32 protein-coding genes and 3 tRNA genes are annotated in these 22,765 nt (G+C 33.2%); 16 read left to right on the top strand and 19 right to left on the bottom strand.

Annotated features, from left to right (window positions below; all coding sequences use genetic code 11):
* Positions 1 to 54: 54 nt before the first annotated feature.
* A complete protein-coding gene (glmM, locus tag ACX12B_RS00895) occupies positions 55 to 1,404 on the bottom strand; it encodes a phosphoglucosamine mutase (RefSeq protein ID WP_459352197.1) in 1,350 nt (449 codons plus the stop codon).
* A gap of 47 nt (positions 1,405 to 1,451) precedes the next feature.
* Here glmM and ACX12B_RS00890 point away from each other — a divergent pair.
* The 8 genes from ACX12B_RS00890 (at position 1,452) to ACX12B_RS00855 (ending at position 5,507) form a co-directional block, all read left to right on the top strand.
* A tRNA-Leu gene (locus tag ACX12B_RS00890) sits at positions 1,452 to 1,539 on the top strand.
* 52 nt (positions 1,540 to 1,591) lie between these two features.
* Entirely contained in the window at positions 1,592 to 2,434 is an 843-nt protein-coding gene (locus ACX12B_RS00885) for a formyltetrahydrofolate deformylase (RefSeq protein ID WP_459352260.1), read from the top strand.
* Between the two features lie 5 nt (positions 2,435 to 2,439).
* Positions 2,440 to 3,162 carry a creatininase family protein gene (locus ACX12B_RS00880; protein ID WP_459352196.1) on the top strand — a complete coding sequence of 241 codons (723 nt, stop codon included), beginning with the start codon at positions 2,440 to 2,442 and terminating at the stop codon, positions 3,160 to 3,162.
* Between the two features lie 57 nt (positions 3,163 to 3,219).
* Complete coding sequence (locus ACX12B_RS00875) at positions 3,220 to 3,456, top strand: LSm family protein (RefSeq protein WP_014962496.1); 237 nt, start codon at positions 3,220 to 3,222, stop codon at positions 3,454 to 3,456.
* 10 nt (positions 3,457 to 3,466) lie between these two features.
* Complete coding sequence (locus ACX12B_RS00870) at positions 3,467 to 3,634, top strand: 50S ribosomal protein L37e (RefSeq protein WP_012214603.1); 168 nt, start codon at positions 3,467 to 3,469, stop codon at positions 3,632 to 3,634.
* Positions 3,635 to 4,597 (top strand): hypothetical protein, encoded by a 963-nt coding sequence (locus ACX12B_RS00865; RefSeq protein WP_459352195.1) that lies wholly within the window; start codon positions 3,635 to 3,637, stop codon positions 4,595 to 4,597.
* Positions 4,598 to 5,272, top strand: a complete 675-nt coding sequence (rpiA, locus tag ACX12B_RS00860) for a ribose-5-phosphate isomerase RpiA (RefSeq protein ID WP_459352194.1) — start codon at positions 4,598 to 4,600, stop codon at positions 5,270 to 5,272.
* A gap of 37 nt (positions 5,273 to 5,309) precedes the next feature.
* Positions 5,310 to 5,507, top strand: coding sequence for a hypothetical protein (locus ACX12B_RS00855; RefSeq protein WP_459352193.1), 198 nt, complete (start codon positions 5,310 to 5,312; stop codon positions 5,505 to 5,507).
* 5 nt (positions 5,508 to 5,512) lie between these two features.
* On the opposite strand, the gene ACX12B_RS00850 is transcribed toward ACX12B_RS00855, so the two are convergent.
* Positions 5,513 to 6,172 (bottom strand): protein-L-isoaspartate(D-aspartate) O-methyltransferase, encoded by a 660-nt coding sequence (locus tag ACX12B_RS00850; RefSeq protein ID WP_459352192.1) that lies wholly within the window; start codon positions 6,170 to 6,172, stop codon positions 5,513 to 5,515.
* 32 nt (positions 6,173 to 6,204) lie between these two features.
* Positions 6,205 to 7,596 carry a dihydroorotase gene (locus tag ACX12B_RS00845; RefSeq protein ID WP_459352191.1) on the bottom strand — a complete coding sequence of 464 codons (1,392 nt, stop codon included), beginning with the start codon at positions 7,594 to 7,596 and terminating at the stop codon, positions 6,205 to 6,207.
* A 93-nt stretch (positions 7,597 to 7,689) separates the two neighbouring features.
* Here ACX12B_RS00845 and ACX12B_RS00840 point away from each other — a divergent pair, with 93 nt between their 5' ends.
* Positions 7,690 to 7,953, top strand: coding sequence for a hypothetical protein (locus tag ACX12B_RS00840; RefSeq protein ID WP_014962486.1), 264 nt, complete (start codon positions 7,690 to 7,692; stop codon positions 7,951 to 7,953).
* Between the two features lie 3 nt (positions 7,954 to 7,956).
* Here ACX12B_RS00840 and ACX12B_RS00835 read toward each other — a convergent pair whose 3' ends face one another.
* Entirely contained in the window at positions 7,957 to 8,220 is a 264-nt protein-coding gene (locus tag ACX12B_RS00835) for a hypothetical protein (protein WP_459352190.1), read from the bottom strand.
* A gap of 333 nt (positions 8,221 to 8,553) precedes the next feature.
* On the opposite strand from ACX12B_RS00835, the gene ACX12B_RS00830 reads away from it, so the two are divergent.
* On the top strand, positions 8,554 to 9,081 hold the full coding sequence (locus tag ACX12B_RS00830; RefSeq protein ID WP_459352189.1) for a zinc ribbon domain-containing protein: 528 nt from the start codon (positions 8,554 to 8,556) through the stop codon (positions 9,079 to 9,081).
* A gap of 21 nt (positions 9,082 to 9,102) precedes the next feature.
* On the opposite strand, the gene ACX12B_RS00825 is transcribed toward ACX12B_RS00830, so the two are convergent.
* From ACX12B_RS00825 to trxA, 3 genes are all read right to left on the bottom strand, one after another.
* On the bottom strand, positions 9,103 to 9,462 hold the full coding sequence (locus ACX12B_RS00825; RefSeq protein WP_459352188.1) for a zinc ribbon domain-containing protein: 360 nt from the start codon (positions 9,460 to 9,462) through the stop codon (positions 9,103 to 9,105).
* 43 nt (positions 9,463 to 9,505) lie between these two features.
* A tRNA-Ala gene (locus ACX12B_RS00820) sits at positions 9,506 to 9,577 on the bottom strand.
* 122 nt (positions 9,578 to 9,699) lie between these two features.
* Positions 9,700 to 10,026, bottom strand: coding sequence for a thioredoxin (trxA, locus tag ACX12B_RS00815; RefSeq protein WP_048069783.1), 327 nt, complete (start codon positions 10,024 to 10,026; stop codon positions 9,700 to 9,702).
* A 115-nt stretch (positions 10,027 to 10,141) separates the two neighbouring features.
* On the opposite strand from trxA, the gene ACX12B_RS00810 reads away from it, so the two are divergent.
* Positions 10,142 to 10,897, top strand: a complete 756-nt coding sequence (locus ACX12B_RS00810; protein ID WP_459352187.1) for a zinc-ribbon domain-containing protein — start codon at positions 10,142 to 10,144, stop codon at positions 10,895 to 10,897.
* Between the two features lie 40 nt (positions 10,898 to 10,937).
* The gene (locus ACX12B_RS00805) at positions 10,938 to 11,648 is read left to right on the top strand and encodes a signal peptidase I (protein ID WP_459352186.1); all 711 of its coding nucleotides are present in this window, start codon (positions 10,938 to 10,940) and stop codon (positions 11,646 to 11,648) included.
* Between the two features lie 181 nt (positions 11,649 to 11,829).
* Here ACX12B_RS00805 and ACX12B_RS00800 read toward each other — a convergent pair whose 3' ends face one another.
* The 7 genes from ACX12B_RS00800 to ACX12B_RS00770 all read right to left on the bottom strand — a co-directional run bounded on the left by ACX12B_RS00800 (position 11,830) and on the right by ACX12B_RS00770 (position 18,045).
* A complete protein-coding gene (locus ACX12B_RS00800; protein ID WP_459352185.1) occupies positions 11,830 to 12,756 on the bottom strand; it encodes a lysyl oxidase family protein in 927 nt (308 codons plus the stop codon).
* 92 nt (positions 12,757 to 12,848) lie between these two features.
* Positions 12,849 to 14,375, bottom strand: coding sequence for a 4-hydroxyphenylacetate 3-hydroxylase family protein (locus ACX12B_RS00795; protein WP_459352184.1), 1,527 nt, complete (start codon positions 14,373 to 14,375; stop codon positions 12,849 to 12,851).
* A 72-nt stretch (positions 14,376 to 14,447) separates the two neighbouring features.
* Positions 14,448 to 16,544 carry a 4-hydroxybutyrate--CoA ligase gene (locus ACX12B_RS00790; RefSeq protein ID WP_459352183.1) on the bottom strand — a complete coding sequence of 699 codons (2,097 nt, stop codon included), beginning with the start codon at positions 16,542 to 16,544 and terminating at the stop codon, positions 14,448 to 14,450.
* Positions 16,545 to 16,607: 63 nt separating this feature from the next.
* On the bottom strand, positions 16,608 to 16,964 hold the full coding sequence (locus ACX12B_RS00785; RefSeq protein WP_459352182.1) for a reverse transcriptase-like protein: 357 nt from the start codon (positions 16,962 to 16,964) through the stop codon (positions 16,608 to 16,610).
* On the bottom strand, positions 16,954 to 17,397 hold the full coding sequence (locus ACX12B_RS00780; RefSeq protein ID WP_459352181.1) for a hypothetical protein: 444 nt from the start codon (positions 17,395 to 17,397) through the stop codon (positions 16,954 to 16,956). Before ACX12B_RS00780 ends, ACX12B_RS00785 begins: the two co-directional genes overlap by 11 nt.
* Positions 17,398 to 17,432: 35 nt before the next feature.
* Entirely contained in the window at positions 17,433 to 17,717 is a 285-nt protein-coding gene (locus ACX12B_RS00775; protein ID WP_459352180.1) for a hypothetical protein, read from the bottom strand.
* Between the two features lie 25 nt (positions 17,718 to 17,742).
* Positions 17,743 to 18,045: an ArsR/SmtB family transcription factor gene (locus ACX12B_RS00770; protein WP_459352179.1), complete on the bottom strand. Its 303-nt coding sequence runs from the start codon at positions 18,043 to 18,045 to the stop codon at positions 17,743 to 17,745.
* 98 nt (positions 18,046 to 18,143) lie between these two features.
* On the opposite strand from ACX12B_RS00770, the gene ACX12B_RS00765 reads away from it, so the two are divergent.
* The gene (locus ACX12B_RS00765) at positions 18,144 to 19,025 is read left to right on the top strand and encodes a radical SAM protein (protein WP_459352178.1); all 882 of its coding nucleotides are present in this window, start codon (positions 18,144 to 18,146) and stop codon (positions 19,023 to 19,025) included.
* Here ACX12B_RS00765 and ACX12B_RS00760 read toward each other — a convergent pair.
* Both ACX12B_RS00760 and ACX12B_RS00755 read right to left on the bottom strand, forming a co-directional pair.
* Positions 19,022 to 19,474, bottom strand: a complete 453-nt coding sequence (locus tag ACX12B_RS00760; RefSeq protein WP_459352177.1) for a hypothetical protein — start codon at positions 19,472 to 19,474, stop codon at positions 19,022 to 19,024. The genes ACX12B_RS00765 and ACX12B_RS00760 overlap by 4 nt on opposite strands.
* Before the next feature lie 38 nt (positions 19,475 to 19,512).
* Complete coding sequence (locus tag ACX12B_RS00755; protein WP_459352176.1) at positions 19,513 to 19,764, bottom strand: hypothetical protein; 252 nt, start codon at positions 19,762 to 19,764, stop codon at positions 19,513 to 19,515.
* A gap of 60 nt (positions 19,765 to 19,824) precedes the next feature.
* Here ACX12B_RS00755 and ACX12B_RS00750 point away from each other — a divergent pair, with 60 nt between their 5' ends.
* Positions 19,825 to 20,337, top strand: a complete 513-nt coding sequence (locus tag ACX12B_RS00750) for a hypothetical protein (protein ID WP_459352175.1) — start codon at positions 19,825 to 19,827, stop codon at positions 20,335 to 20,337.
* A gap of 1 nt (position 20,338) precedes the next feature.
* Here the strand turns inward: ACX12B_RS00750 and ACX12B_RS00745 are convergent, their stop codons facing one another.
* On the bottom strand, positions 20,339 to 20,707 hold the full coding sequence (locus ACX12B_RS00745; RefSeq protein ID WP_459352174.1) for a hypothetical protein: 369 nt from the start codon (positions 20,705 to 20,707) through the stop codon (positions 20,339 to 20,341).
* Positions 20,708 to 20,835: 128 nt separating this feature from the next.
* Here ACX12B_RS00745 and ACX12B_RS00740 point away from each other — a divergent pair, with 128 nt between their 5' ends.
* A complete protein-coding gene (locus tag ACX12B_RS00740) occupies positions 20,836 to 21,183 on the top strand; it encodes a hypothetical protein (RefSeq protein ID WP_459352173.1) in 348 nt (115 codons plus the stop codon).
* A 96-nt stretch (positions 21,184 to 21,279) separates the two neighbouring features.
* Here the strand turns inward: ACX12B_RS00740 and ACX12B_RS00735 are convergent, their stop codons facing one another.
* Together ACX12B_RS00735 and ACX12B_RS00730 are read right to left on the bottom strand one after the other, a co-directional pair.
* Complete coding sequence (locus tag ACX12B_RS00735; RefSeq protein ID WP_459352172.1) at positions 21,280 to 21,531, bottom strand: hypothetical protein; 252 nt, start codon at positions 21,529 to 21,531, stop codon at positions 21,280 to 21,282.
* A gap of 49 nt (positions 21,532 to 21,580) precedes the next feature.
* Positions 21,581 to 21,655 (bottom strand) — tRNA-Val (locus ACX12B_RS00730).
* A 79-nt stretch (positions 21,656 to 21,734) separates the two neighbouring features.
* On the opposite strand from ACX12B_RS00730, the gene ACX12B_RS00725 reads away from it, so the two are divergent.
* The gene (locus tag ACX12B_RS00725; protein ID WP_459352171.1) at positions 21,735 to 22,757 is read left to right on the top strand and encodes a glycosyltransferase; all 1,023 of its coding nucleotides are present in this window, start codon (positions 21,735 to 21,737) and stop codon (positions 22,755 to 22,757) included.
* The last annotated feature ends 8 nt before the right edge of the window (positions 22,758 to 22,765 follow it).

The raw sequence follows: 22,765 nt of genomic DNA, 5'->3' as shown, positions 1-22,765 counted from the left end.
ACCCTTAGGGTTCATTCTCCATTCTCATCATCGTTACGTTTGGTTTTAAAAGTGTTATCTGGAAATGATTGTCTTAACTTTTTGGAGATATTCAGACATTAAATCGTCTAATTTTTCTTGACTTTGAGCTTCAGCATATACTCTAACAATTGGTTCTGTTCCACTAGGTCGGATCATAACCCAATTTCTGGAATCTATGTTGATTTTGATACCATCAGAAGTATCAGAGTTTGGAAATTCATCTTTTAGAGACGAGATTAGTTTTGGTACATTTTCAGGAGAACAGGATACTTTGTCTTTTGTAGTAAAAGACGGAGGAAGATTAGAGATTTCATCAGATAGTGAATTAGGAGATGCAGCTAGTAGATCAAGCATTAATGCCAAAGTCATACAACCATCTCGAACTGAATTATGTTTTCCAAACATAAATCCACCATTTTCTTCAAAACCAATTAGTGCACCAGTTGGAACCATTTTTCTTGAAACCTCAACGCTTCCAACTTTTGTACGAATTACTTTAGAATCAAATTGTTCTGCTAAAACTTCAATATTAGAACCAGAATTCAAACAAGTAACAACTAATGAGTTTGGATTATTTGTTAAGATGTGTTTAGTTAACAAGAGTGCAGATTTATCACCAGTTAAAATATTTCCTTTGTTATCACAGAAAATACTTCGATCGCCATCACCATCAAATGCTATTCCTAGATCAGCATTGTTTTGAATTACAGTTTTTGACAATTCTGAAAGATTTTGAGGGGTTGGTTCAGAACCACGTCCTGGAAATGTACCATCAATATTTTCATTTACAAGAAAGGTGTCACAATTAATCAATTTACAGAAATTAGGTGCCGATACTGCCTGAGCACCGTTTCCAAGATCTAAAACAACTTTGAAATGTTTTGATTCTATTAGTTTAGAATTAACTTGTGAAACAATTCCATTTAGATAAACATCAATTGCACGTTCTTCTTTTTTTGTGGCTCCCCAGTTTGTAGTATTATTAATCCAATTTTTTTGAAGGTAGATATCTTCAATAATTAATTCATCTTCACGAGAGATTTCTACACCATCAGATGCTGCAGGTTTAATTCCATTGTATTGGGAAGGGTTATGAGAAGCAGTAATCATAATACCACCTGAATATCCTAATGTCTTTACTGCAAATTCAAGACAAGGTGTTGGAACAATTCCTGCAACATTGCAATCAATACCTATGGAGTTAAGAGTAGAAGTTACAACTTTACATATTGCAGGACTAGAATCTCGACCATCATATCCTATCAATATTGGTCCTTTTTGAAAATAAGTTCCAATTGCCAAAGTCATATCATGAATAAATTCTAAAGTAAAATCTTCATCAAAGACACCACGAATTCCATTTGTGCCAAAAAATTTTGCCATGGTATTATTCAATAATAGATAAATTTGTGTTTAATGGCAAGTCCGTTGCGGGAGTCGCCCAGCCTGGTCAAAGGCGTAGGGCTTAGGACCCTATCTCTTAGGAGTTCGTGGGTTCAAATCCCACCTCCCGCACCACATTAATTTCTGTGAATGATTAATAATGAGAAAATCTTCAACAAACAAAGTCATGAAAAAAACTGTAGTTGGAATAACAGTTGTTGGTAAGGACAGAGAGGGAATTGTAGCTTCATTTACAAATTTTGCATTTTCAAAAGGTGGAAACATTGAGAAAGTAAATCAAAATGTAATCAAAGGTCTTTTTGGAATGTATCTAGAAGTTTCTTTTGCAAAAGCAGTAAATGTAAAAAAATTTGATTCAGAGATTCAGACTTTAGCTAAAAAAGAAAAGATGGACGTAAGTACTCATCATGAAACAAATTCTCAAAAAAATATCGCAATTTTTGTAACAAAAGAACCACAATGTCTACAAACAATTCTATCAAAATCAAAATCACTCAAAGGAAAAATTTCAGTAATAGTAGGTACTGAAAAGACACTTGAGCCACTAGCAAAGAAAGCAAAAATTCCATTTGTTACAGTTGACGAAAAAAATCAACAAAAAGCAGAAGAAAAAATCATTCAAATTTGTAAAAAATACAATATTGACTTGATCTCACTTGCAAGATATATGAGAATCCTTAGTCCTAACTTTGTTTGGAGATATCCAAATAGAATTATTAACATTCATCCATCGTTGTTGCCTGCATTCCCGGGTGCACTAGCATATGCACAAGCTTATGAAAGGGGAACAAAGATCGTAGGAGTTACATCACACTATGTAACAGAAAACTTAGATCAAGGACCTATAATTTTTCAAGATTCTTTCAAAGTAGATCCAAATGATACTCTTGAGAAAATAAAATCAAAAGGTCAGAAATTAGAAGCAGATACACTATTCAAAGCAATGAAGATGCATCTAGAAAACAAATTAGATGTTCGTTGGAGAAAGGTTCACATCAAATCAAAGTGAATCAAATGGCAGAAATAAAAGCACAATTTGATCCCAATCTCAGAAATATTATTAAAAGAAAAAAGCAAGTTGCAGTCATTCCAATAGGCTCAATAGAACAACATGGACCACATCTTCCTATATCAACTGATACAGATATTGTAACTGCAATAGCAAAAGAAATTTGTGAAAAAAGAGGATACCTGTTACTTCCGACTTTATCCTACGGAGTATCATTTGAACACGCTCCATTTTTTAATTTGAGTATTAAAAGAACTACCTTACAAACTGTTTTAATTGATATATGTTCTTCACTCTTAGAAAATAATATCAAAACTGTTTTCATAATTAATGGACATCATGGAAATCAAAATTCAATAAAAAATATCAATATCAAATTGAAAAAAATCTCAAAAAACAAACTCAAGGTATTTCCATTTTCTTACTGGCATTTTATGGAAAGAGACTTTGATCATGCAGGATTTGTTGAAACATCATTAATGTTAGCAATTTCAAAAAATGTCAAAATGAAATCAGCAAGAAAAGGTCTCATTACAGAAAAAATGACAAAACAAGAGATTAAGAAACTTGGTAAATTGGCAAACAAATCATTCCCAAAAGCTACAAAAAATGGTGTTTGGGGAGATCCTACAAAAGCCACAAAAAGAGATGGAAAGTTGATTTTAGCTGAAATTGTTAGAAATCTAGGGAAAAAGTGTCAAACTTGCCTTACTGGGCATAGCTCATAGTTTCACCAATGAAATTTTAATATAATCCCTCAATATCAAAGCCAATAAGTGAAATAGATGTCCGTTGATATGGCAGTAAAAGTATTGGATGAGAGTATCAATCAAGTTGTATTGATAAAACTCAAAGGAAACAAAACCATTAGAGGTAATTTACTTGGTTTTGACCAACACATGAACCTGCTACTCGATTCTTCAGAGGAGATTCCTGCTGAAGGCGATTCAAAAGGCCTTGGAACCATTGTAGTTAGAGGAGACAATGTAGTTATGATTTCTCCTCCACCAGCACAGAATTAGGTGATATGGAATGGTAAAAGGTACAACTTCTATGGGTGGTTTTACAAAGAAGAAAGTACACATCAGATGTAGAAGATGTGGAAAGAACTCACTTCACAAACGTCATCACCAATGTGCAAGTTGTGGATTCCCAGAGGCCAAAAGAAGAAAATATTCCTGGATTAAATGGTATACATAGATGCAAGAAATTGCCCTTATTCTTAGTTCGTTAGCCGGTGTAGCTACAGCAGCAGCTGTACGAAAAATGCCAAGAGATAAAAATCAATTACTGAGCCTAGGTGCTAGTTCACACATTAAAAGTCAGATCAATTCATTAAAAATTGAAAAAGATATCCTTACAAAAACAATTTCAAGATTATATCAAGCAGATTCAGAATTTTCAAAAATTCAAAAAGACAAGTTGTTGCTAAAATATCAACATCAACTTGGAATTGTTTTAGCAAAATTAGAAAAACTTGAACAAGCAAGTAAACATCCAGACTTGGGTCCTGTTGGAGATGGTTTGATTACCTTAATGGATCAAAAGTTATCAAAACTAGATGATAGATTGTATGAATTATCATCAAAGATGACAACTGCAAAAGTTGAAACACCAAAGATAAAGGAACCGGAAATTAAGAAAGAAGTAAAACAAGCTGCAAATTCATTTAAGAATACATTCAATTTTGAAAAACCAAGAGAAACAGAACCAGTAGCAATTCCTGCCACAAAATCACGACAATCATTTGAATTAACCACTTTAACAAACATTACAAGTAAAGAACCAAAATTCCCATTATTTGGAAAAGAAGAAAAACAAATCTCAAAACCAATGCCACAACCAAAAATAATTCAAACAGAATTAATCAAGCCAAAAGAAGAGATTGTAAAGGAAATTGTTCAACCAAAACCAAAAGTTGAAGATAAAATTGAGATTATTCAAGAAGTTACAGCAAAGTCTGAGCCTAAATTAGAAACAAAACCAGACATTAACAAAGAAATTGCTAAAATTACAGAACATAAAGCACTTCCAGAACCAGAAACCCAAAAAGTAGAGCCAACATCAACAGATGATGTTGATGATGACATTGATGATTTAGATAAAATCAAAGGTGACATTATGAAAGTTTTATCAAAGCTTGACCAAGCAGAGGTAGAGTAATTGTCTTATGATGATGCCATTACGGCATTATCAAGTAGTGCATTAAAATTTGTAAAAGATGATTATGTTATTGGTTTGGGTAGCGGTAGGGCAGCTACTGCACTAGTAAAATCACTTGGAAAATTAATCAGATTAAAAAAATACAACATCAAAGGAGTTCCAACATCATTGCAAATCAAACTTGCTGCAGAAAAGGTGGGAATTCCATTGGTGGAAGCTGATCAAGTAGACCACATTGATGTAGTATTTGATGGTGCAGATCAAATTGATTCACAAAAATTTGTAATCAAAGGTGGTGGGGGAGCTTTGCTTAGAGAAAACATTTTGTTTAACATTTCAAAAAAAGTTGTAGTAATGGCAGACAAAACAAAATTTGTTAAAAACTTTACAAGGGTTGTTCCGGTAGAAGTACATCCACTTGCTAGAAATTCAGTAGCAAATTCAATTAAAAAATTGGGAGGAAAAGCACAATTACGTTCACTTGATAGAGGTTACCCATTTTTTACAGAAAATGGAAATATTATACTAGATTGTGATTTTGGTACAATAAAAAATCCAAAATCATTAACACAAAAAATCAAAGGAACCACAGGTGTTTTAGAATCAGGAATTTTCCTTAGGAAACCAGATGTAATCTATAGAGCAAAGACTGGTGGAAAATTCGATATTTTATAGATGAAATTCTTAAATCTAAAAATCACGTGTATGATGCATGGCAACAAGTGAGGATCTCAGAAATGACATTCTAAAGGCTACAGAAGAACAACAACGGCTAATGGAATTGAGAAAACCATTCCTAGGCTCAAAAAATAATGAAGACCAAATGAATGCGTTTCGTATAACTACTCAAATAATGAAGTATGAAGATTTTATCAGAGATACGGAAAGACAGCTTAGGAATATGAAATAAGGTCATTATTTACCAAATTTTCCAAGTAATGGAACAAAGACATAGTTAGATTCATTTTTAATTTCAATAATTCCTTGAGATGTTTTTTTCAAGAGTATAAGAGACTGAGATGAATCACCCACAGGTGCAAGTAGCAATCCATTTTCATTTAGCTGGCCAAACAATTGTGATGGAATTTTTGAACATGCCGCGGTGATAATTATTCTATCATATGGTGCGGCATCAAAATAACCTAAACTACCATCATTCAAAATTACATTAACATTGTTTATATTCAATTTTTTTAAATTGTTTTGTGCAAACTCTACCAATTCTGGATGTATTTCTACGGAAAAAACAGTCCCATCACCAACTAGATACGAAAGAATTGCAGATTGCCAACCAGAACCAGTACCGACTTCAAGAATTTTTTGTCCTTTTTTGACATCCAACCATTCAGTCATTCTAGAAACAACTGCAGGTTGTGATATCGTTTGGTTTTTCATAATTGCAAGGGGTTCATTGAAATATGCTTTATCCACATCAGACATAAGAACAAAGTTATGTCTTGGGATGTGTCTAATAGCAGACTCTATATTTTCGGCAGTAAGAAATTTTCTAGTTTTTAGAAGAGACACCAAACTATCTAATTGTATCTGATATTTTTTTTCAATTTGTTTTTTCAATAAATATAATGTATTTTTTACAGTTAAAACAATTAGTTTATTTTTCTTGGAACAAGTTTACCATGTCCAAGTTTTCCAATCACTTCAAAGTCTTCAGATACTAATTCTCCCCTTACAATGGTTTTAACAGGCCATCCTTTTAGATTTCTTCCCTCATAAACTATGTAATCAGAAAAGCCACCAAACAGTTCAGATGTAACCTTTTTTTCTTTTTTCAGATCTATCATAGTAACATCAGCATCAGAATTTTTTTCAAGAGTTCCCTTTTGAGGAAACATTCCAAAGATTTGGGCTGCATTTTGGCTTGTAAATCGAACAAATTGCTCCAAAGTGATTCTATTTTGATTTACTCCGTCATTAAGTAATATAGGAAGTACGGTTCCAATTCCTGGAAATCCAGCTAACGCAGACCAAACATCATCACCATCCAATTTGAGTTTGAGTTGATTTGCAACATGGTCTGTGCCTATAGTATCAATTTGATTAGTAGAAAGTGCGCTCCATACAGCTTTTTGATCATTTTCAGTTCTTATTGGAGGCATTACTTTAGCAAGATATCCATTTTGTTTTTCATAAGATAGTGTTAAGTAATGAGGACATGTTTCTACAAAAATTTTTGTTCCAAGTTTTCTTTCTTCTTGAATTTGTTTGAGAGCTTGTTCAGAACCAATATGAACAAAGTAAATAACACAATCATAATCACGTCCAAACTTTGATACTGTTTTAATTGCTTTTGCCTCAAATTCAGGAGAACGACTTTCAGACCATGCAGACAATCCATCTTGTTTTTTCTCTCTTGCAGTTTGTATTCCACATCCACATGATTCATAATCTTCTGCATGAACCAAAACAGGGCATCCAAGAGAAGCTGCAGTTTTTACTGTCTGTTCAACAATTTCATTAGTTACATCAACATTAGATGCAACAAGTTCAGAAGAATTAGGAGGCATATCCATGTAAACATGACCAATTTCACCTCCAAGATTCATGTAAATTTTGAATGATGTTATTCCTTTATTTACACAAAAACTCATTTCGTTAATTTGTTGAGGAGTAAAGATGGATGCATGTATTGCATAATCAACATAATGATTTTGAGATGCAGCATCTAACTGAGCTTGTAGTGAACTAGAAAAAGGATCTCCTAATCGAAGCATTCTCATCATAGTTGTAACACCACCAATTGCAGCTGCATGAGATTCAGTTTTTGCTGCCTCATTAATTGGAGAATAAACACCATAGTGAACATGAGTATCAATAGGACCAGGAACAGAAATCAATCCATTTCCATTGATTTTGGTATCGCATGCAGGAAGATCATGTGTAAGACCAACTACTTTTCCATCATCAATTATGATATTTTTATCAACCATCCCTTGTGGTAGTATAACGTGTGAATCAACAATCACAGTATCATACGTCATCTAGAAATTTTATTGCCTGCAGTCTATTATGCGTTGAGATAGTCAATCTTTTCAAATATATTGATACAAAAACCACATACGACAATAATAGATATGACCGAAGATGTATGTGACTTTTGCAAAGGGGTTGGTTCTAGTGGTTCAAATGTATGTGTATATTGTAATGGCACAGGAGAATGGAATCAAGCTGCACAAGCATATGTAAAAAATCACATATGTCAATGTATAGTAATGGACAGGAAGTTTTGTCCAGTTTGTAACAAACCATGTCATCATGACACCTCACTTAATCCAAAACAAAAAATTGATCCAGGTTATGGTGGAATGTCAGAAAAAGAAGTTACTGTTATGACATAATCATCAAGAATTAATTTTCTCAACAAAGTGTTTACCATCAGTAGTTCTACATTGCCGTGGATGAGACTCCATTATAGGATTTCCTGCAGAAACACATTCTTCAAAATTATCAATTATAGAATATTGTTTTTGAAATGATTCAAAAATAGTAATTTTTGGCATTTCACAAGGTGCAGTAATACAATTGAATGTTTCAAATTCATCTACTAACGGAATAAAGAATATTACGATGGCAGATACTGAAGTAACACTAGCTATAGTTGCCACTATATTTTTGATCACAGATTGCATCGAATAGCAGGACAAATATTGTTTATGATTAATTTTTAAAAGACAAAGTAGAATATTAAGAAATTACCAAAAAAGATTTAGTAAAAAGTGATTCTTTTTGACTCTGATTTTTTAACAAAGACATGATAGTATGATATTCATTGAGTCAGAGACATCTCGCGGTGTTAGCTGGGGCCCAAAAGCTCACATAAACTAGTTAATACATTACAGAGTCTCCATAGTAAAGGAGACTGTTTTTTTCTCTGAGAGAGTTATTCTAGCCAAGTTTAGATCCTAAAGTAATTAATATTCCAAAAATCGAAGCAGAGTATGTCATTTGGTGAAGTTGATACACTAAACATGCTCTTTGATAAACTGCAAAGTTTGTTTGATGAGTCTCAAGGATACTATGAATCATTCCTTGATACTAACAACATGTACAAAAAAGGTCAACTTAGTGATAAAGAGTTCTTTCAAAAATTAGGAGATTACACAGTAGCATATTCTGCATTAGAGTTTCTAGCAATCAAAGTGATTTTTGAGTTAAAAAAATCAATAGGTTCAGGTTCTGGAAGTACACAATCACCTGGGTTGATGCCAGGTATGGGACAACCAGGGATGATGGCAGGAGGTATGCCACCAAGAGCAGGAACTGCACAAAATCCAGTAGGTGGGGGCCCACCAGGAATTGTATCTGCACAACAGGCATTCAATGATGTCGGTACATTACCATCACCAGACCCTACATTAATGCCAAGACAAACTGCACCACAAAATAATGGAAATGGATGTTCATCATGTGGTGCAGAGTTAAGACCAAATGCAAAATTCTGCACAAAGTGTGGAGCTAAAGCATAAAAATAGAAATTAAAAATTAGTTTATTCTTGAGTTGTTCCACATTCTGGACAAAACTTTGCTGTTGCTGAAAGACTAGTACCACATTCTGAACAAAACTTTCCATCAGTTTTTTGTTCAGTGTAAGCATTACCCATCAATCCAGAGCTCCTAACTGCTCCAGAAGGTTCGTATTTGTCATCATCAATTAAAACAGGTTCAAAGTCTTGTTCTGTTAGAAAAGTCATCATTCTTGGAATACCTTTTCCATCATTGTTTGGATCAGGTACAGAATCTCCTAACCAAAATGCAAACCTCATCAGAGTTAATTCAGGTGTAGAAAAGGCCAAAGTGTGTTTTGACATGTATTCTTGTGCTGCTTTTTTGCCATCAAATACTTCCATGAAGATAATATTCAGTGTTTATGTATAATAGTTTCTGGAAAAGTGGACCGGGAGGGAATCGAACCCTCGACATCCTCGTTGCGAACGAGGCATTATACCCCTAAACTACCGGCCCCTAAACTACTCTTTGGGTTGTGTTTTTATTCATTTATCAAATTTTTTGCGAATAAACAAAAGATATAGAATTTAGATTACAAAATTAGATGAAAAAATAAGAAAAACGTATTTTTTGAGAATTTATGCTAGGGCTCTGTCAATCATATTTTTGTATGATTCCTTAGAAGCAGCACCTACTTGCTGACTAACTATCTCACCTTTGTTAAGAAGGATCAAGGTTGGAATACTAAAGACATTGTATTTTGATGCCAATTCATTAGCCTCATCAACATTAACCTTGACAAATTTTACTTTGCCATCATAGTCACTTGCCAGTTCTTCAACTACTGGACCCACCATTCTACATGGACCACACCATTCGGCCCAAAAGTCTACAAATACAGGAATGTCAGAGTTTATCACATCGACTTCCCAAGACTTTGCATCAGAAATTTGTGTTATTCCCATTGTATTGATAATTTATTATTCATACCTAAAAACGTTCACCAGAATTCCACCATATTTTTTGGGTGGAAAATTAATTCTGATATATACTTAAATGACGTTTTGATAAATCCCAGTTATGAGTTCGGAACTTAGAATAAAAAAATTAAGAGGTTCTGGTGGCTATGTAATGGCCCGTGTAACAGATGAACAACAGATGAAAGGAAACCTTGGAGGCCCAGATCTGTTTTTAGCACCAATTGGTAGATTAGATACTGATAAAATTTCTAAACATTTTTGCAATACTTGTGAAAAAGAATTTGAAGGAGCTCCAAAAATTGAATTTGAGAATCCAAATGAGGAGGTTGCAGAAAATTTAATTCTTGCAGAACGAGGGCAATACATCTGCAACACATGTGAATCATCAATTGCAGAATATAGAGAATTTAAGAAACAAGATGAAGCAGGTGATGTTGGAAATGCAAAACCAATAGAACCACAACCAGAGACAGTACCTCAAGTTGAGCAACCACAACAAGTAGCAGAGAATATTCCACAACCAGTGGAACAATCATCACAAGAAACAGCTACTCAACCAGGTCCTGCAACATCAGTAAGTTCAATTGAAGGTAGAGCAGTATATGACGAAAATGCCAATAAAATTGGAATTGCAAAGCAAGTTGGAATTGATTCAACACAATCAATGGTTCTAGTAATTACTCAAAATGATGGAACAGAGGGCAGCATCCCATGGAATAATATCAAAAAAGTGGGAGAAGTCATCTTATTAGGAAAGCCAGAAGAAAGTGCTCCTCCAGGAAAGTGCTCAAACTGTGGATTTTCAAATAAAGAAGGTTCAAAATTCTGTGAAGAATGTGGAACACCACTTCAATAGCTAGTAAATTTAATCAAGGGTACTATAGGCGATTATGTAATTGGGAAAAAAGTCTGTTTCAAAAGGAGTTATCAAAGATATTGTTATTGTTGCAGTTGGAGTATTGGTAATTTGGATTGGCCTACAAATTGCATTTGGAACACAAAACCCATTTTATGTAGTTGCAAGTGGAAGCATGATTCCAGTTTTAGAAGTTTATGATGTTTTGATTGTTTCAGGACATGAACCATTTGAAGAGCTTGTGGTAGGAGACATTATTGTGTTCGATCGTCCATCTGATCATAATAGAGTGATTGTGCACAGAGTTGCATCCATCATAGATGAAGATCCTAGAACGATTAGGACAAAAGGAGATGCAAATCCAGCTTCAATTCCTGGAACAGACTTTCCAATTACTGAAGAAGAATATATTGGAAAAGTTGCATATACACTCCCACAAGTAGGTTATATCACGCAGTTACTAAAACCGCCCATTAACTATGTCATAATTGCAATTGTGATTGGAATAATGATTGTAAAACAGTTAACAAAAAGAAAAAAGGAAAAAGAATTACCATTTACAGATACGTTAGATTCAGAAAATCCAAATACTATTGAAGAATTATCAGACATTGATAAAATTGAAGAAGATAAGGAATACTCTGAGCCTACAGAATTAGATAATATTGAAAATACGGAGAAATCATCTGAAGCTAAATTGGATGAACCTGCAGAATCTAGTGAAAAATCTAAAGAAAAGAAGAAAGAATAATTCGTTAATTTCAGGCAAACAGGTTCACATTATGCCAAAAACAGCATTAGATCGTCCTGTTTGCTTGGTAGTATAACTACGTGAAAATTACTAAAAAAGGATCCTGAGAAATTATAAGTTTCAAGAAGAGTAGAATTACTTAATTAGTGATCTTTGATTTTAAGAAAAAAAGAAAAAAGAATTATGCATTCTTTGGTAGATCTCCACACAATCCAGGGGTTGAGCCATCAGGATTACATTCAGGAGCAAATGCTTCTAATTCAGTAATTTTTCGGTTTCCATTACCTTGATCAGATAATTCAAATTTGATCCAAGATGTGTCATTGCTATCATCGGCATCAACAAAGCTCGATGCAGGATTCCATGTGTGTGTCAAGAAATATGTTCCATTTGGAAGATCTGTGATATCAATTTCATTACCTTCAACTGATTGGTGATATTGATCAACCCAACCTGATTGAATTCCTTGGAATCCAACTTCACACTCCCAATACCATTTAAGAGATGTAGCTGGACTTTCTCCATCGATTTGATATACATCAGAAATACAGAATCCAACTTTTACTGAAGTTGCTTGATTTCCATTTGGTAGTGATGCAATATCACCAGGAACATCATTTCCATTTTCGTCAGTTGCAACATGTCTTACAGAAAATTCTCCAACATCTGAAATATGCCAGTGATTATGAATATCATGAAACTCAAATTCACTTACAATTTCACGCCATACTGTTTGTGTAGGTTGTCTAAATATGCCATCTTCATTATACAGACTTTGGAATGCTTTAGTAGTTTCACCTTCAATTGGATCACTACCTAAAAAGTCTGGCTCAAATTCAAGAGCACCTGCACCTACATTACCAAAAACATTTGTGAATCTCAAAAATTCATTTTGTTGTTGATTATGAATTGCTAGATGTTTAGGAATACCAGGAGAAATATCTGGTAGAAGTGCATCAGAGGGTATAGATGTATTTCCATTTCCATTTCCATTTCCACCAGGAGCTGCTGTAACATCCAAAAGCATTGGTGTTGTAAACATGAATCCTATTGCTAATAGAACTGGAAAGATTGTCGCCTTACGAAAAATCTTTGTAGTGTATGTCATTGTTCATACCTTAAGAATTTACAGTTAATATACATGATCACAAAAAATGTTCAAACAAAAATTGTGTCACAACAAAATATTACAGTTAATTTTTAAAGAACAGAGTCTTTTGTTTTGAAAACTCGTTTAAAGTATTCTGAAGATTCTTTAGGTTCTTCTATATCATTTGTAATTCCAGCTAGATTCTTTGCTAGATTTTTTTTGTATCCTACTTGCATCTGTCTTTGAATTTGAATTCTCTGAGCCTGGGGGGAACCTGCTCCATGCATTGATTCAGTAAGATATCCAACAGCATTTCTACCCAAAGTCATATTTTCAATTAATCTTAAAATTCTCATTCTGTTTTCAACATCAACACCTTTTCTACCGGCAAGGTATTTTTTGAGTAATGGACCTGCTTCTGGATGTCTAAAGTCTTTTTCAGATGGAAGTGTAACTACTAAACCACCTGCAATATCTTGAGCTAATCTACTAATCTCATATGGGAATCTAGTAACATTATGTTTACAAACTTGTGCAAGCATATCATCATTAAGATAAACACCTGATTTCATCTTATGACCTTGATGAGAAGACGCAATACCTGCTGCAAATATTGTTTCATTAAGATGAGTCATCTCAATAATCTTATCTTTAATGTGTGAAACTTTAGGGACACCGTTATAGTCTGCAATTGTTGCTGCTGCTCCAATTAGAACATCACCTAGTCCTGTTTTACAAACATAACTTCGTCTGTGATAACATGTGAAACGTTCTACAAGCATTGATGCAAACTCGTATTCTCCATGCATGAAGACTTTATCCCATGGAATGAATACTCTATCTAAAATGATCAGTGCTTCTTGTCCACCAAATTTTGCATTACCATCATCAATATCACCTTCTTCCATACTTCGTGTATCACAAGATTGTCTACCGTAAATGTAAGTAACTCCTTTTGCATCGGCAGGAATTGCACCAACAATTGCCCAGTCCTTATCATTTTCTGTTAGTCTAATAGTTGGCATCAAGATTATCCAGTGAGAGTTTATACAACCAGTTTGATGTGCTTTAGCACCAGAAACGTAAACTCCTTTTTCATCAGTATCAACTATTCGTGTAAATAGATCAGGATCATCTTGTTCTGAAGGTCCTTTACTTCTATCTCCTTTAGGATCAGTCATAGCACCACCAATTACAAGATTCTCTTTTTGAACCATCTTTACAAATTCTAAGAATCTTTTATGGTAATCAGTTCCGTGTTTTTCGTCAATTTCAAAAGTTGTAGAATGTAAAGAGTTCAGTGCATCCATTCCAACACATCTTTGGAAACAAGTTCCAGTATTTTGTCCTAGTTTTCTTTGCATTTTATTTTGTAAAACCAAATCTTCTGCACTTTCAGCAATATGCAAGAATCGATTAACTTTCAATCCAGAAAGAGATGAGTCAGCTGATGCTAGTGCTTCTTCACGAACCGCTAAATCATAAGTTTCTGCAACTGCATTAATTGAAGGTCTAATAATTGGATGATCAACATAATTTTCTATTAATTCTCCAAAGAGGTAAATTTTGAGATCACGTCCTCTAAGGCTTTCAATATAATCTTCGCCACTCCTAATTGTCTTTAGGACATTAGCCATGTAACATAATCATTTTCATGGTGTATAAATATTCTAAATTTGTGCGTGTGAAAATTTACGAATAAACTGCGATCAGAGGCCTATTCTAACATCTAGAATTCTACAACCTTTGCCTTTTTCCATAACCAAGACAGGATTCATGTCTAATTCTTTAATCTCTTTAAAATCAGAGACTAGTTGAGATAGTCTTTGAATACATTCAGAGAGTTTTGCAATATCTGATGGTTTTTCACCTCTAACACCTTGAAGGAGTTTTTGAGTTTTAATTGATGCAATCATATCATCAGCTTCTTTGTCAGTAACTGGAGCAAGTTTGAATGTTACGTCTTTGAGAACTTCAACATAGATTCCACCCATGCCAAGCATAATCACTGGACCAAATCCAGGTTCTAGTTTAGAACCAATGATCAATTCTTTACCGCCTTTAACCATCTCTACAATCAAAACACCTTTAATCTCAGCTTTCTTGTTGTATTTTTTTGCATTCTTTACAATAGTTTTGAAAGCATCTTTAATCTCAGCATCATTTGTTAAATTGACTTTAACACCACCTGCATCAGATTTATGAATAATTTGAGGAGATGCAATTTTCATTACAACAGGATAGCCAATCTTTTTTGCAATCTTTATTGCTTCTGCTTCATTTTTAGCAAGTGCACTTTTAGGAAGTGGCAAACCATACGCTTTGAGAACTTCTTGGCCTTCCTCTTCTAAGAGATTTGGTCTTTTTTCTTTTTTAACTTTATCAAATATTTTTTTGGCTTTAGTTTTGTTTACTTTGAATTTTGTTATTTTACCAGGAGAGGATTTTACCCAATTAGAAAATCTAATCATGGCAGCAAGAGTTCTGATTGCACCTTCTGCATATGTATAATATGGAACATTTCCAGCAGCTAAAATTTCTCTATTAGTTATTCCTTCATCTAACCCCATCAAACTTGCAAGCATGGTTTTCTTGTATTTTTTGGACATGGCAACAATAACTTCTGCAAGTTTATCATAATCTAATGTTCCTGAAGGAGTACACATTGAGATAACAGAACCAACTTTTGGATGCTTTAAGACACGATCCAAAACATTATGGAATCTATTGAAATCAGCATCACCAACAATATCTACAGGGTTTCTTGAACTTCCCCAAGGTGGAATTACTTGATCAATGTTTTTTCTTACACTTGTAATATCTGCCATCTTGATTTTGGCTTTTGAGCATGCATCTGTAGAAATAATTGCAGGACCACCAGCATTAGAAACAATTACTAAATCACCTTTAGATGGCAAAGGTTGTTTTGAAAATGCTGTTGCATAATCAAAGAGTTCTTCCATAGTATCAACTCTGATTGCACCAGATTGTTTTAGTAATGCATCATAGATTTCATCAGAACCCATCAAGGCTCCAGTATGAGACATGGCAGCTTTTGCACCTTCAGGACTACGTCCAGATTTGAGAACAAGAACAGGTTTTTTGAGTTTTTTAGTAATATTTTTACAAACTTTAAGAAACTCCTGACCATTACCCATATCTTCAAGATACATGACGATAACTTCTGTTTGTTTGTGATTTGCAAGAATTTTTAGAACATCAACTTCGCTCATTGCAGCTTTATTTCCAAGACTCACAACTGCAGAAAATCCAATTCCTTGTGCACTAGCATCTTCAACTAATGCAGCACAAATGGCACCACTTTGTGATACAAGTGCAATTTTTCCTGATTTTGGTGTAATTTTTAGAAAAGTAGAATTCATCATTGTCTTTGGATCAAGATTCATGACGCCAAGACAATTAGGTCCAATAACCTGAATGTTGTATTTTTTAGCAATGTCTTTGATTTGTTGTTCACGTTTTGCTCCTTCTTCATCAACTTCTTTGAATCCAGCTGTGATGATAATTACGCCTTTGATTTTTTTCTTACCACATTCTTCTAACACCGGTGCAACCAATGTATTTTTGATAACAATTACTGCAAGATCAATTGATTTTGGAACATCTAAAACACTCTTGTATGCTTTTTTGTAAAATACTGTTTCTCTTGAAGGGCTAATTGGATAGACTGTTCCTTTAAAACCATTCATGATATTTGATGTAATAGTAGCACCAACACTTCCTCGTTTGTCAGATGCACCAATTACTGCAATTGATTTTGGAGATAAAACGACAGATTCTGTCATGTAACGATGATCAAAAGATTTTGTATAATAAAGTTATTCATAGAAATTTCTGATCTCTAGAATTTAGCTTCCCAGCATCTTTCCTGCCAAGTTCTCTTTTCGAGGGACCCAGATAATTGACAAATTAGAAAATTTTCCAATCATTTCCCAAGCTTCTCTTGCCAGATTACGTAGTTGTTCGTTATTTATTGCAAATTCATGATTAAGTTGGTTTACAGTATTTTTTGAATCACTGTAAATTGTAACTTCTTCATCGCTATCAACAAACTTGTTTAATGCAGAAATTATTGCCAAATATTCAGCCTGATTATTTGTGATTTCAGGTTTTTTTTCGTAAAATGATTCTCCGGTTTCTTTTACAAAAAAACCATATCCACCACTAGAACCTCCTGAACCATCAACATAAACACTAATGCTCATCTTTGTACAACCTCGTTATCTTGACACTTAGATTTACTACTATCATGTAAACGATTGTAGACAATCCTTGTGATACAATTGATGCTAAATATGGATCATAGTTTAGAACAAGGAAATAATATTGCAATAACCATCTAACTATAGTATAAACAATTTCTCCAATTCCAAGTGAAGTAACTAATTTTTTTAGATCATGTTTTAGTTTCTTTGTATCGGTTTTTCCGGATTTTAAGCGATATTTTTTACGATTATCAAGATAGAACAGTCCACTAAAAACAGAAAAGTAAATGACATAATCAGCAATAGTAGTATAAGTTGTGTTTAGATAGTCAGCTTGATCAGCTAAAATTTGTGCTATAATTGCGGAAATTATTATTGATGCAGCAAATGCAATTAGAATATTTTTGTTAAGTTTCAAATATTCTTGCAACATATATTTTAGCAGATTTTGTTACAATTAAACTAAGATTAATCCAAAGTGATTTTTAAGAAGATTATTAATCCCACTAACTCTGCAACTCCAACTCCTAACATGTAAGGAAATATTTCATTAGAGAAAATATGTTCCATTGAGAAATAAGCCATTGAGCCAACTACATTATGTAAAAACAACATAGCTGCAACAACAATCATTCCTAGTGGTAGTTGAGCTCTTGTTTTTCCATACATGTTTCCAAATATCGCAATCAAAATTCCCAATATTCCCATATTGATAATTGAGACAATTGACAAAATCAGAGAGGTGGGCTCCATTTAGAGAAAAACACCTCTTGAGCTTTTATTTACTTTTGTCCAATTTTTCTTCAATTTCTTCAAATGTCTCCATATTTACTTCAAGAAAGGTAGAAATGAAAAATATGATACCATATTTTTCACCTGTTTTTGTTATCAAGTTATTTTTTTCAAGAACTTTAATGTGATGTTGAATTGCTTTGTAGTCAAGACCCAATTCTTTTGCTAATTGATTAGTGTTTAACGGATTTTCTTTTAATTTTGAAATAATTTTTAATCTATTCAGTCCTCCTCGAGAACCAGCAAAAATGAACCAGAGTAATCTTTTTGCATCAGGATCATTTGCCATACGAATGCAAATCTTCTCGCCTACTACTAAAAGGTATTTTGTGTCAATATAATGAAAGTATAAAAAACATGATTTACCAAAAATAGCTGAAATAAAAAATGATGTTAAATTATGATGCGCCTCTATACAGACCACCTTCAGAAGCAAGATCATTAATTTTTCAAGTTACGTTAGGTTGTTCATTTAACGAATGTTCTTTTTGTGATATGTATAGATCAAAAGAATATTCAGAAAGACCATGGGATGAAGTAAAATCAGAAATTGACATGATGGCAAAATATTTGCCTGATACTAGAAGAGTTTTTCTTGCAGATGGAGATGCATTAAATCTTGATTCTGAATATATGATTAAAATTGTAAAATACATTAGAGAAAAATTTTCAAAGATTGAAAGAATTTCTTGTTATGCAATGCCTATGAACATTCTCAAGAAAACTTCTGAAGAATTGAAAAAAATGAATGAAGCGGGTCTGGACATGTTTTATTTAGGAATTGAAAGTGGTTCAGATATAGTTTTAAAAAAAGTGACAAAAGGAGCAATTGGAAAAACTATCATTAAATCAGTTAACAAAGCAAAAGATGCAGGTTATGTAATGTCATGTATGGTGATTTTGGGTTTGGGTGGTAGAAAATATTCGAAAGAACATATCAAAGGTACTGCTGAAGTGATTAGTGCTTGTTCTCCAAATTATGTAGGTGCATTAACTCTTTATTTAGAAAACGGAATTAAACAAGAATTTCTTGACAAATATGAAGGAGAATTTGTGAGAATCGATGATGATGAATCATTAGAAGAATTACAAAGTTTAATTCAACAAATTGAAACAAAAGATGAGATTGTATTTAGAGCAAATCATGGCTCAAATGCATATACCATCAAAGGTACTTTCCCTCAAGACAAACAAGAAATGTTAGACAAGATAGAATGGATGAAGCAACATCCAGAGATTATACGTCCTCAAGGATTAAGAGGATTCTAGACAAAATTTTCTTGATTCAGATATACTACTTTGAATATATTTACTGAATAATCCCCATCAAAGATTTTCTTGGTATTTCCATTTTCAGAGTGTAAAACTCTGAATTTGTATTCATATTTTCCATCTTCACTCACATCAGTCTGAGCAAAATGAACAGCATCATTATTTTGAAAAATCTGAATTATTACTGGATATCCTTCAACATGGTTTGCAATTTTTCCTTCTACAAATCCCCAAGGCAAAGTATTATCTTCAGATGCATGAAAAAGAATAGTTGACTTTTCAAGACCTATCATTCCATATAATGGAAGGATTTCCGTTTGAGCTTCGTGTGTATGACCATTAATCATTATTTGGCCTGAATGAGGATGTGCAAAAGCAGAATCAATAGAAAATGACAGAAATATTGCCATAGCAAAAATGCTTGAAAATAGAATAATATTGTTCATATCAAAAACTCACTAGAGGTCAATTTAAGATTTTAACTTTACAAATTATCAATTACAGGTTTAAGATTATCAGGTAATTCAGGCAATTCTGTATGACTCTCATTATTTTGGAGAATTTCAGGACCTATACGCCTGACTCTTTGAGTTCCAATTAGAGTATCAATATTTCGTTGAATGTCTTTTTCAGAAAGGATAGTTTTTAGTTTTTCAAATAAAGTTGCCTCATCCTCATATTTTTTGATCCCATATTGAATCAAGATTATTTTTTCTTCAGAAGAAAATTCTGACATAATAGTTCCAAGGCGTTTAAGGCTAAAAATCTTTGATTATGAAAATATAGTTAAAATACGATGAATCTCAAAATACCTTGTTTGGTAAGCAAATTACAATTAATTCAAAATGTTTTAGGCATGAAAAGATATGCTTCAATTGCCATAATTAGTGGTACAGGACTAGGGATAATCTATTATTTTTTAACAATGTCAATGCTTCCATCCCATTTTAGTGTAGAAGTAGAAATATCTCCAACATACATTATAACATCAATTGCATTAACAGTTGTAATATCAGCATTAGCTGGAATCAATTTTGCTATGATGGCATTTAAGATGAAAAGAATGAAGATGATGAATTCAGTGAAAGCAAATTCATCAGCAGTTTTAGGTGGAGCATTTGCAGCATTTACACCAGGATGTCCTGCATGTACTGCACCACTTGCAGTAATTTTAGGTGCAATTGGAGGATTATCTTTATTTCCAATGCAAGGATTGGAATTAAAATTTGTATCAGTAGTAGTATTGATTTTTTCTATTTATTGGATTGCAAGAGGATTACAAAGTAAGAACTGTTGTAAAATAGGATAAATTATTTTTCATCTTGATTTTCATAGTATAGTCGAATAACTTCATCAACTACAGTATTAGTATCATCATCTTTTTCAGAACTCACAAGAAGCAGATGATCATCACCAAGATAAAATGAGAATCGTTTAACCTTGTCATATTCACCAAGAGTATAGATGGTTTTTCCAAGCCATTTTGACATATCTTTGCGTGCTTTCCAATCTAATATTGATAGATTCACCAATTCTTTTTCTGCATGATCTGAAAGCAAGTTTTTTACGCCTTCGCGCATACCTCCACCAACACGGACTGCCCATTCATCATACACTGTAGCAAATCTAATTTTGGGATCAGCATCTAAAATCTGAGAACAAAATTTTTCATAATCCATTACTGATCTATAAAATAGGAATTATTAAAGTAAAAGAATCAAATCAGGCATATTTTTCAAAAAAAATGTAAAAATAAATATTTTAAAGTTTAGAAAATCTTTATCATCTAGAAAGTTTTCTAACAATTATGGAAATTCAAGACGCTGTTGAAAAAATTTTGAAAGTCAGTCCTTCTGTAAGAGTAGTGAGTGTCTGTGATCTTAATGGCAAATTGCTATTCTCAGCACGTTCTAAGAAGGTGAATCTTTTGGTGTCAAAGAAACAAAGTATGGCATCATTAAAGGCTGCAGCAAAAGATTGGAAGCAACGAAAGAAACTGATGAGAACTCTAGGGCCATGCAAATATGTTGTTGCAGAATATGATAAAGTCAAGAGACTGGTTGTTCCTGCAGGAAAAAACCATATTCTGTATATTACCACAACTGCTTCTCTAGATCATAACAAAGTTGTTAGAAAAGTACGTTCTTTCAAATAGCTTACAATCAAAAAATTTTTTTCATTAATTTATTATTGAAAACGGTTGATAAAACCATCTAGGGAATGTACATTCACTAATTGTTGGTATTGGTTATCAGAGTTTTCTTTTTCCAGTTCCCCGTCCAGAACTTACCCACATACCTTTAGTGGATTTGACGGGTGTGCTTTCAATATCACCGAACTTAATTTTGCCAGTTCCACGACCTACAGTGATATATTTGTCTGAAGATGCTTTTTTTCTTGCATCTTGAAGTTTTTTGAAATCATTTCCTGCCCAAGCTGAATCCTTGTCATCGACTTCAATAACTCTTGTACCTCTACCAGTTCGAATTCTTCTTTTTACCAAATGAATCACATATTGATATCAATTATCATTAATAAGATTTTGAAAAACATGGGCCCACGGGGATTTGAACCCCGGATCTTCGCCGTGTAAGGGCGACGTCATAACCGACCTGGACTATGAGCCCAGAAACCAACGTAGTTAAAAACCATTTAAACTTTGAGAAAGGTCAGAATCTAAAAATTTGATAAAAAAATAGCAATTTCATGGTTCTTGTAAATTTTTTTTCCAGTCCAATTGGATTAGGTCACGTAACAAGAGATATTGCAATTAAGAACAACTTACATAATATTACAACAAATTTTGTTACAGGTAGTGGAGCTACAAAAATTCTAAAAAAATTAGAGATTCAAGTGAATGATGTATACAATCCACCTTCATTTATTGTTGAAAATGGCACACTGAAAAATCCTGCGAAATGGCTTTGGAAGTACTATCAATATTACAAAGATTGTAAAAATATTTCACAGCAAATTTTACGAAAGGATAATCCAAGAGTAGTGATTAGTGATGAAGATTTTGCATCACTATCAGTATCTCAAGAGATGAAAATTCCAACTGTTTTAATTACTGATATTTTAGAGACACATTTTACAAAAGGTCTGGCTTCATTTATTGAAAAAAAGATGAATAAATCAATGTTTGAAATTATAAAGAAATGTGAAGTTGTGATATTACCAGAAATTGGAGATTCAGAAAACAATATTCAAAGAGTAGGACCAATAGTACGACAAACAAATCATACTAGAGAGCAATTACGAGAAAAATTTTTGTTTGATAAAAAAACTATCGTTATTTCAATTGGAGGAACTGATGCAGGTTATTTTCTAATTGAAAAAGCATTAGATGCAATTAAGAAAGTAAATCAAGATATTCAAATTGTACTAGTATCAGGACCATCAGTTCATAAAAAATACGATAACGTAAAAAATTTGGGATTCGTAGAAAATTTACATGAGATAATTTATGCAGCTGATGTTTTAATTTCGCTTGCAGGAAAATCGACAATAGATGAGGCTAATGCGTATGGAACACCTGCAATATTCATTCCAATTAAAGGTCATTTTGAACAAGAAGACAATGCTAAAGAGCAGGGGTTTGTTTTTGAAGATATAGAAAGGCTTGACAAATTAATCATATCCAAATTGGAAGAAAAAAGAAACCAAATCAATACTGAAGGTGCAAAGAAGGCTGCCAAAATTATTCAAAGCTTAATAGATAACTATTGATTTTTGTT

The sequence above is a fragment of the Nitrosopumilus sp. S6 genome, assembly GCF_054515815.1.
This window is presented reverse-complemented; position numbering and strand designations above follow the sequence as displayed.

Bases quoted from the DNA above. Each gene is read 5' to 3' on its own strand.
- glmM (WP_459352197.1), bottom strand. From the start codon at position 1,404: ATGGCAAAATTTTTTGGCACAAATGGAATTCGTGGTGTCTTTGATGAA.
- ACX12B_RS00885 (WP_459352260.1), top strand. From the start codon at position 1,592: ATGAAAAAAACTGTAGTTGGAATAACAGTTGTTGGTAAGGACAGAGAG.
- ACX12B_RS00880 (WP_459352196.1), top strand. From the start codon at position 2,440: ATGGCAGAAATAAAAGCACAATTTGATCCCAATCTCAGAAATATTATT.
- ACX12B_RS00875 (WP_014962496.1), top strand. From the start codon at position 3,220: ATGTCCGTTGATATGGCAGTAAAAGTATTGGATGAGAGTATCAATCAA.
- ACX12B_RS00870 (WP_012214603.1), top strand. From the start codon at position 3,467: ATGGTAAAAGGTACAACTTCTATGGGTGGTTTTACAAAGAAGAAAGTA.
- ACX12B_RS00865 (WP_459352195.1), top strand. From the start codon at position 3,635: ATGCAAGAAATTGCCCTTATTCTTAGTTCGTTAGCCGGTGTAGCTACA.
- ACX12B_RS00855 (WP_459352193.1), top strand. From the start codon at position 5,310: ATGGCAACAAGTGAGGATCTCAGAAATGACATTCTAAAGGCTACAGAA.
- ACX12B_RS00845 (WP_459352191.1), bottom strand. From the start codon at position 7,596: ATGACGTATGATACTGTGATTGTTGATTCACACGTTATACTACCACAA.
- ACX12B_RS00840 (WP_014962486.1), top strand. From the start codon at position 7,690: ATGACCGAAGATGTATGTGACTTTTGCAAAGGGGTTGGTTCTAGTGGT.
- ACX12B_RS00830 (WP_459352189.1), top strand. From the start codon at position 8,554: ATGTCATTTGGTGAAGTTGATACACTAAACATGCTCTTTGATAAACTG.
- ACX12B_RS00825 (WP_459352188.1), bottom strand. From the start codon at position 9,462: ATGGAAGTATTTGATGGCAAAAAAGCAGCACAAGAATACATGTCAAAA.
- trxA (WP_048069783.1), bottom strand. From the start codon at position 10,026: ATGGGAATAACACAAATTTCTGATGCAAAGTCTTGGGAAGTCGATGTG.
- ACX12B_RS00810 (WP_459352187.1), top strand. From the start codon at position 10,142: ATGAGTTCGGAACTTAGAATAAAAAAATTAAGAGGTTCTGGTGGCTAT.
- ACX12B_RS00800 (WP_459352185.1), bottom strand. From the start codon at position 12,756: ATGACATACACTACAAAGATTTTTCGTAAGGCGACAATCTTTCCAGTT.
- ACX12B_RS00795 (WP_459352184.1), bottom strand. From the start codon at position 14,375: ATGGCTAATGTCCTAAAGACAATTAGGAGTGGCGAAGATTATATTGAA.
- ACX12B_RS00790 (WP_459352183.1), bottom strand. From the start codon at position 16,544: ATGACAGAATCTGTCGTTTTATCTCCAAAATCAATTGCAGTAATTGGT.
- ACX12B_RS00785 (WP_459352182.1), bottom strand. From the start codon at position 16,964: ATGAGCATTAGTGTTTATGTTGATGGTTCAGGAGGTTCTAGTGGTGGA.
- ACX12B_RS00780 (WP_459352181.1), bottom strand. From the start codon at position 17,397: ATGTTGCAAGAATATTTGAAACTTAACAAAAATATTCTAATTGCATTT.
- ACX12B_RS00775 (WP_459352180.1), bottom strand. From the start codon at position 17,717: ATGGAGCCCACCTCTCTGATTTTGTCAATTGTCTCAATTATCAATATG.
- ACX12B_RS00770 (WP_459352179.1), bottom strand. From the start codon at position 18,045: ATGGCAAATGATCCTGATGCAAAAAGATTACTCTGGTTCATTTTTGCT.
- ACX12B_RS00765 (WP_459352178.1), top strand. From the start codon at position 18,144: ATGATGTTAAATTATGATGCGCCTCTATACAGACCACCTTCAGAAGCA.
- ACX12B_RS00760 (WP_459352177.1), bottom strand. From the start codon at position 19,474: ATGAACAATATTATTCTATTTTCAAGCATTTTTGCTATGGCAATATTT.
- ACX12B_RS00755 (WP_459352176.1), bottom strand. From the start codon at position 19,764: ATGTCAGAATTTTCTTCTGAAGAAAAAATAATCTTGATTCAATATGGG.
- ACX12B_RS00750 (WP_459352175.1), top strand. From the start codon at position 19,825: ATGAATCTCAAAATACCTTGTTTGGTAAGCAAATTACAATTAATTCAA.
- ACX12B_RS00745 (WP_459352174.1), bottom strand. From the start codon at position 20,707: ATGGATTATGAAAAATTTTGTTCTCAGATTTTAGATGCTGATCCCAAA.
- ACX12B_RS00740 (WP_459352173.1), top strand. From the start codon at position 20,836: ATGGAAATTCAAGACGCTGTTGAAAAAATTTTGAAAGTCAGTCCTTCT.
- ACX12B_RS00725 (WP_459352171.1), top strand. From the start codon at position 21,735: ATGGTTCTTGTAAATTTTTTTTCCAGTCCAATTGGATTAGGTCACGTA.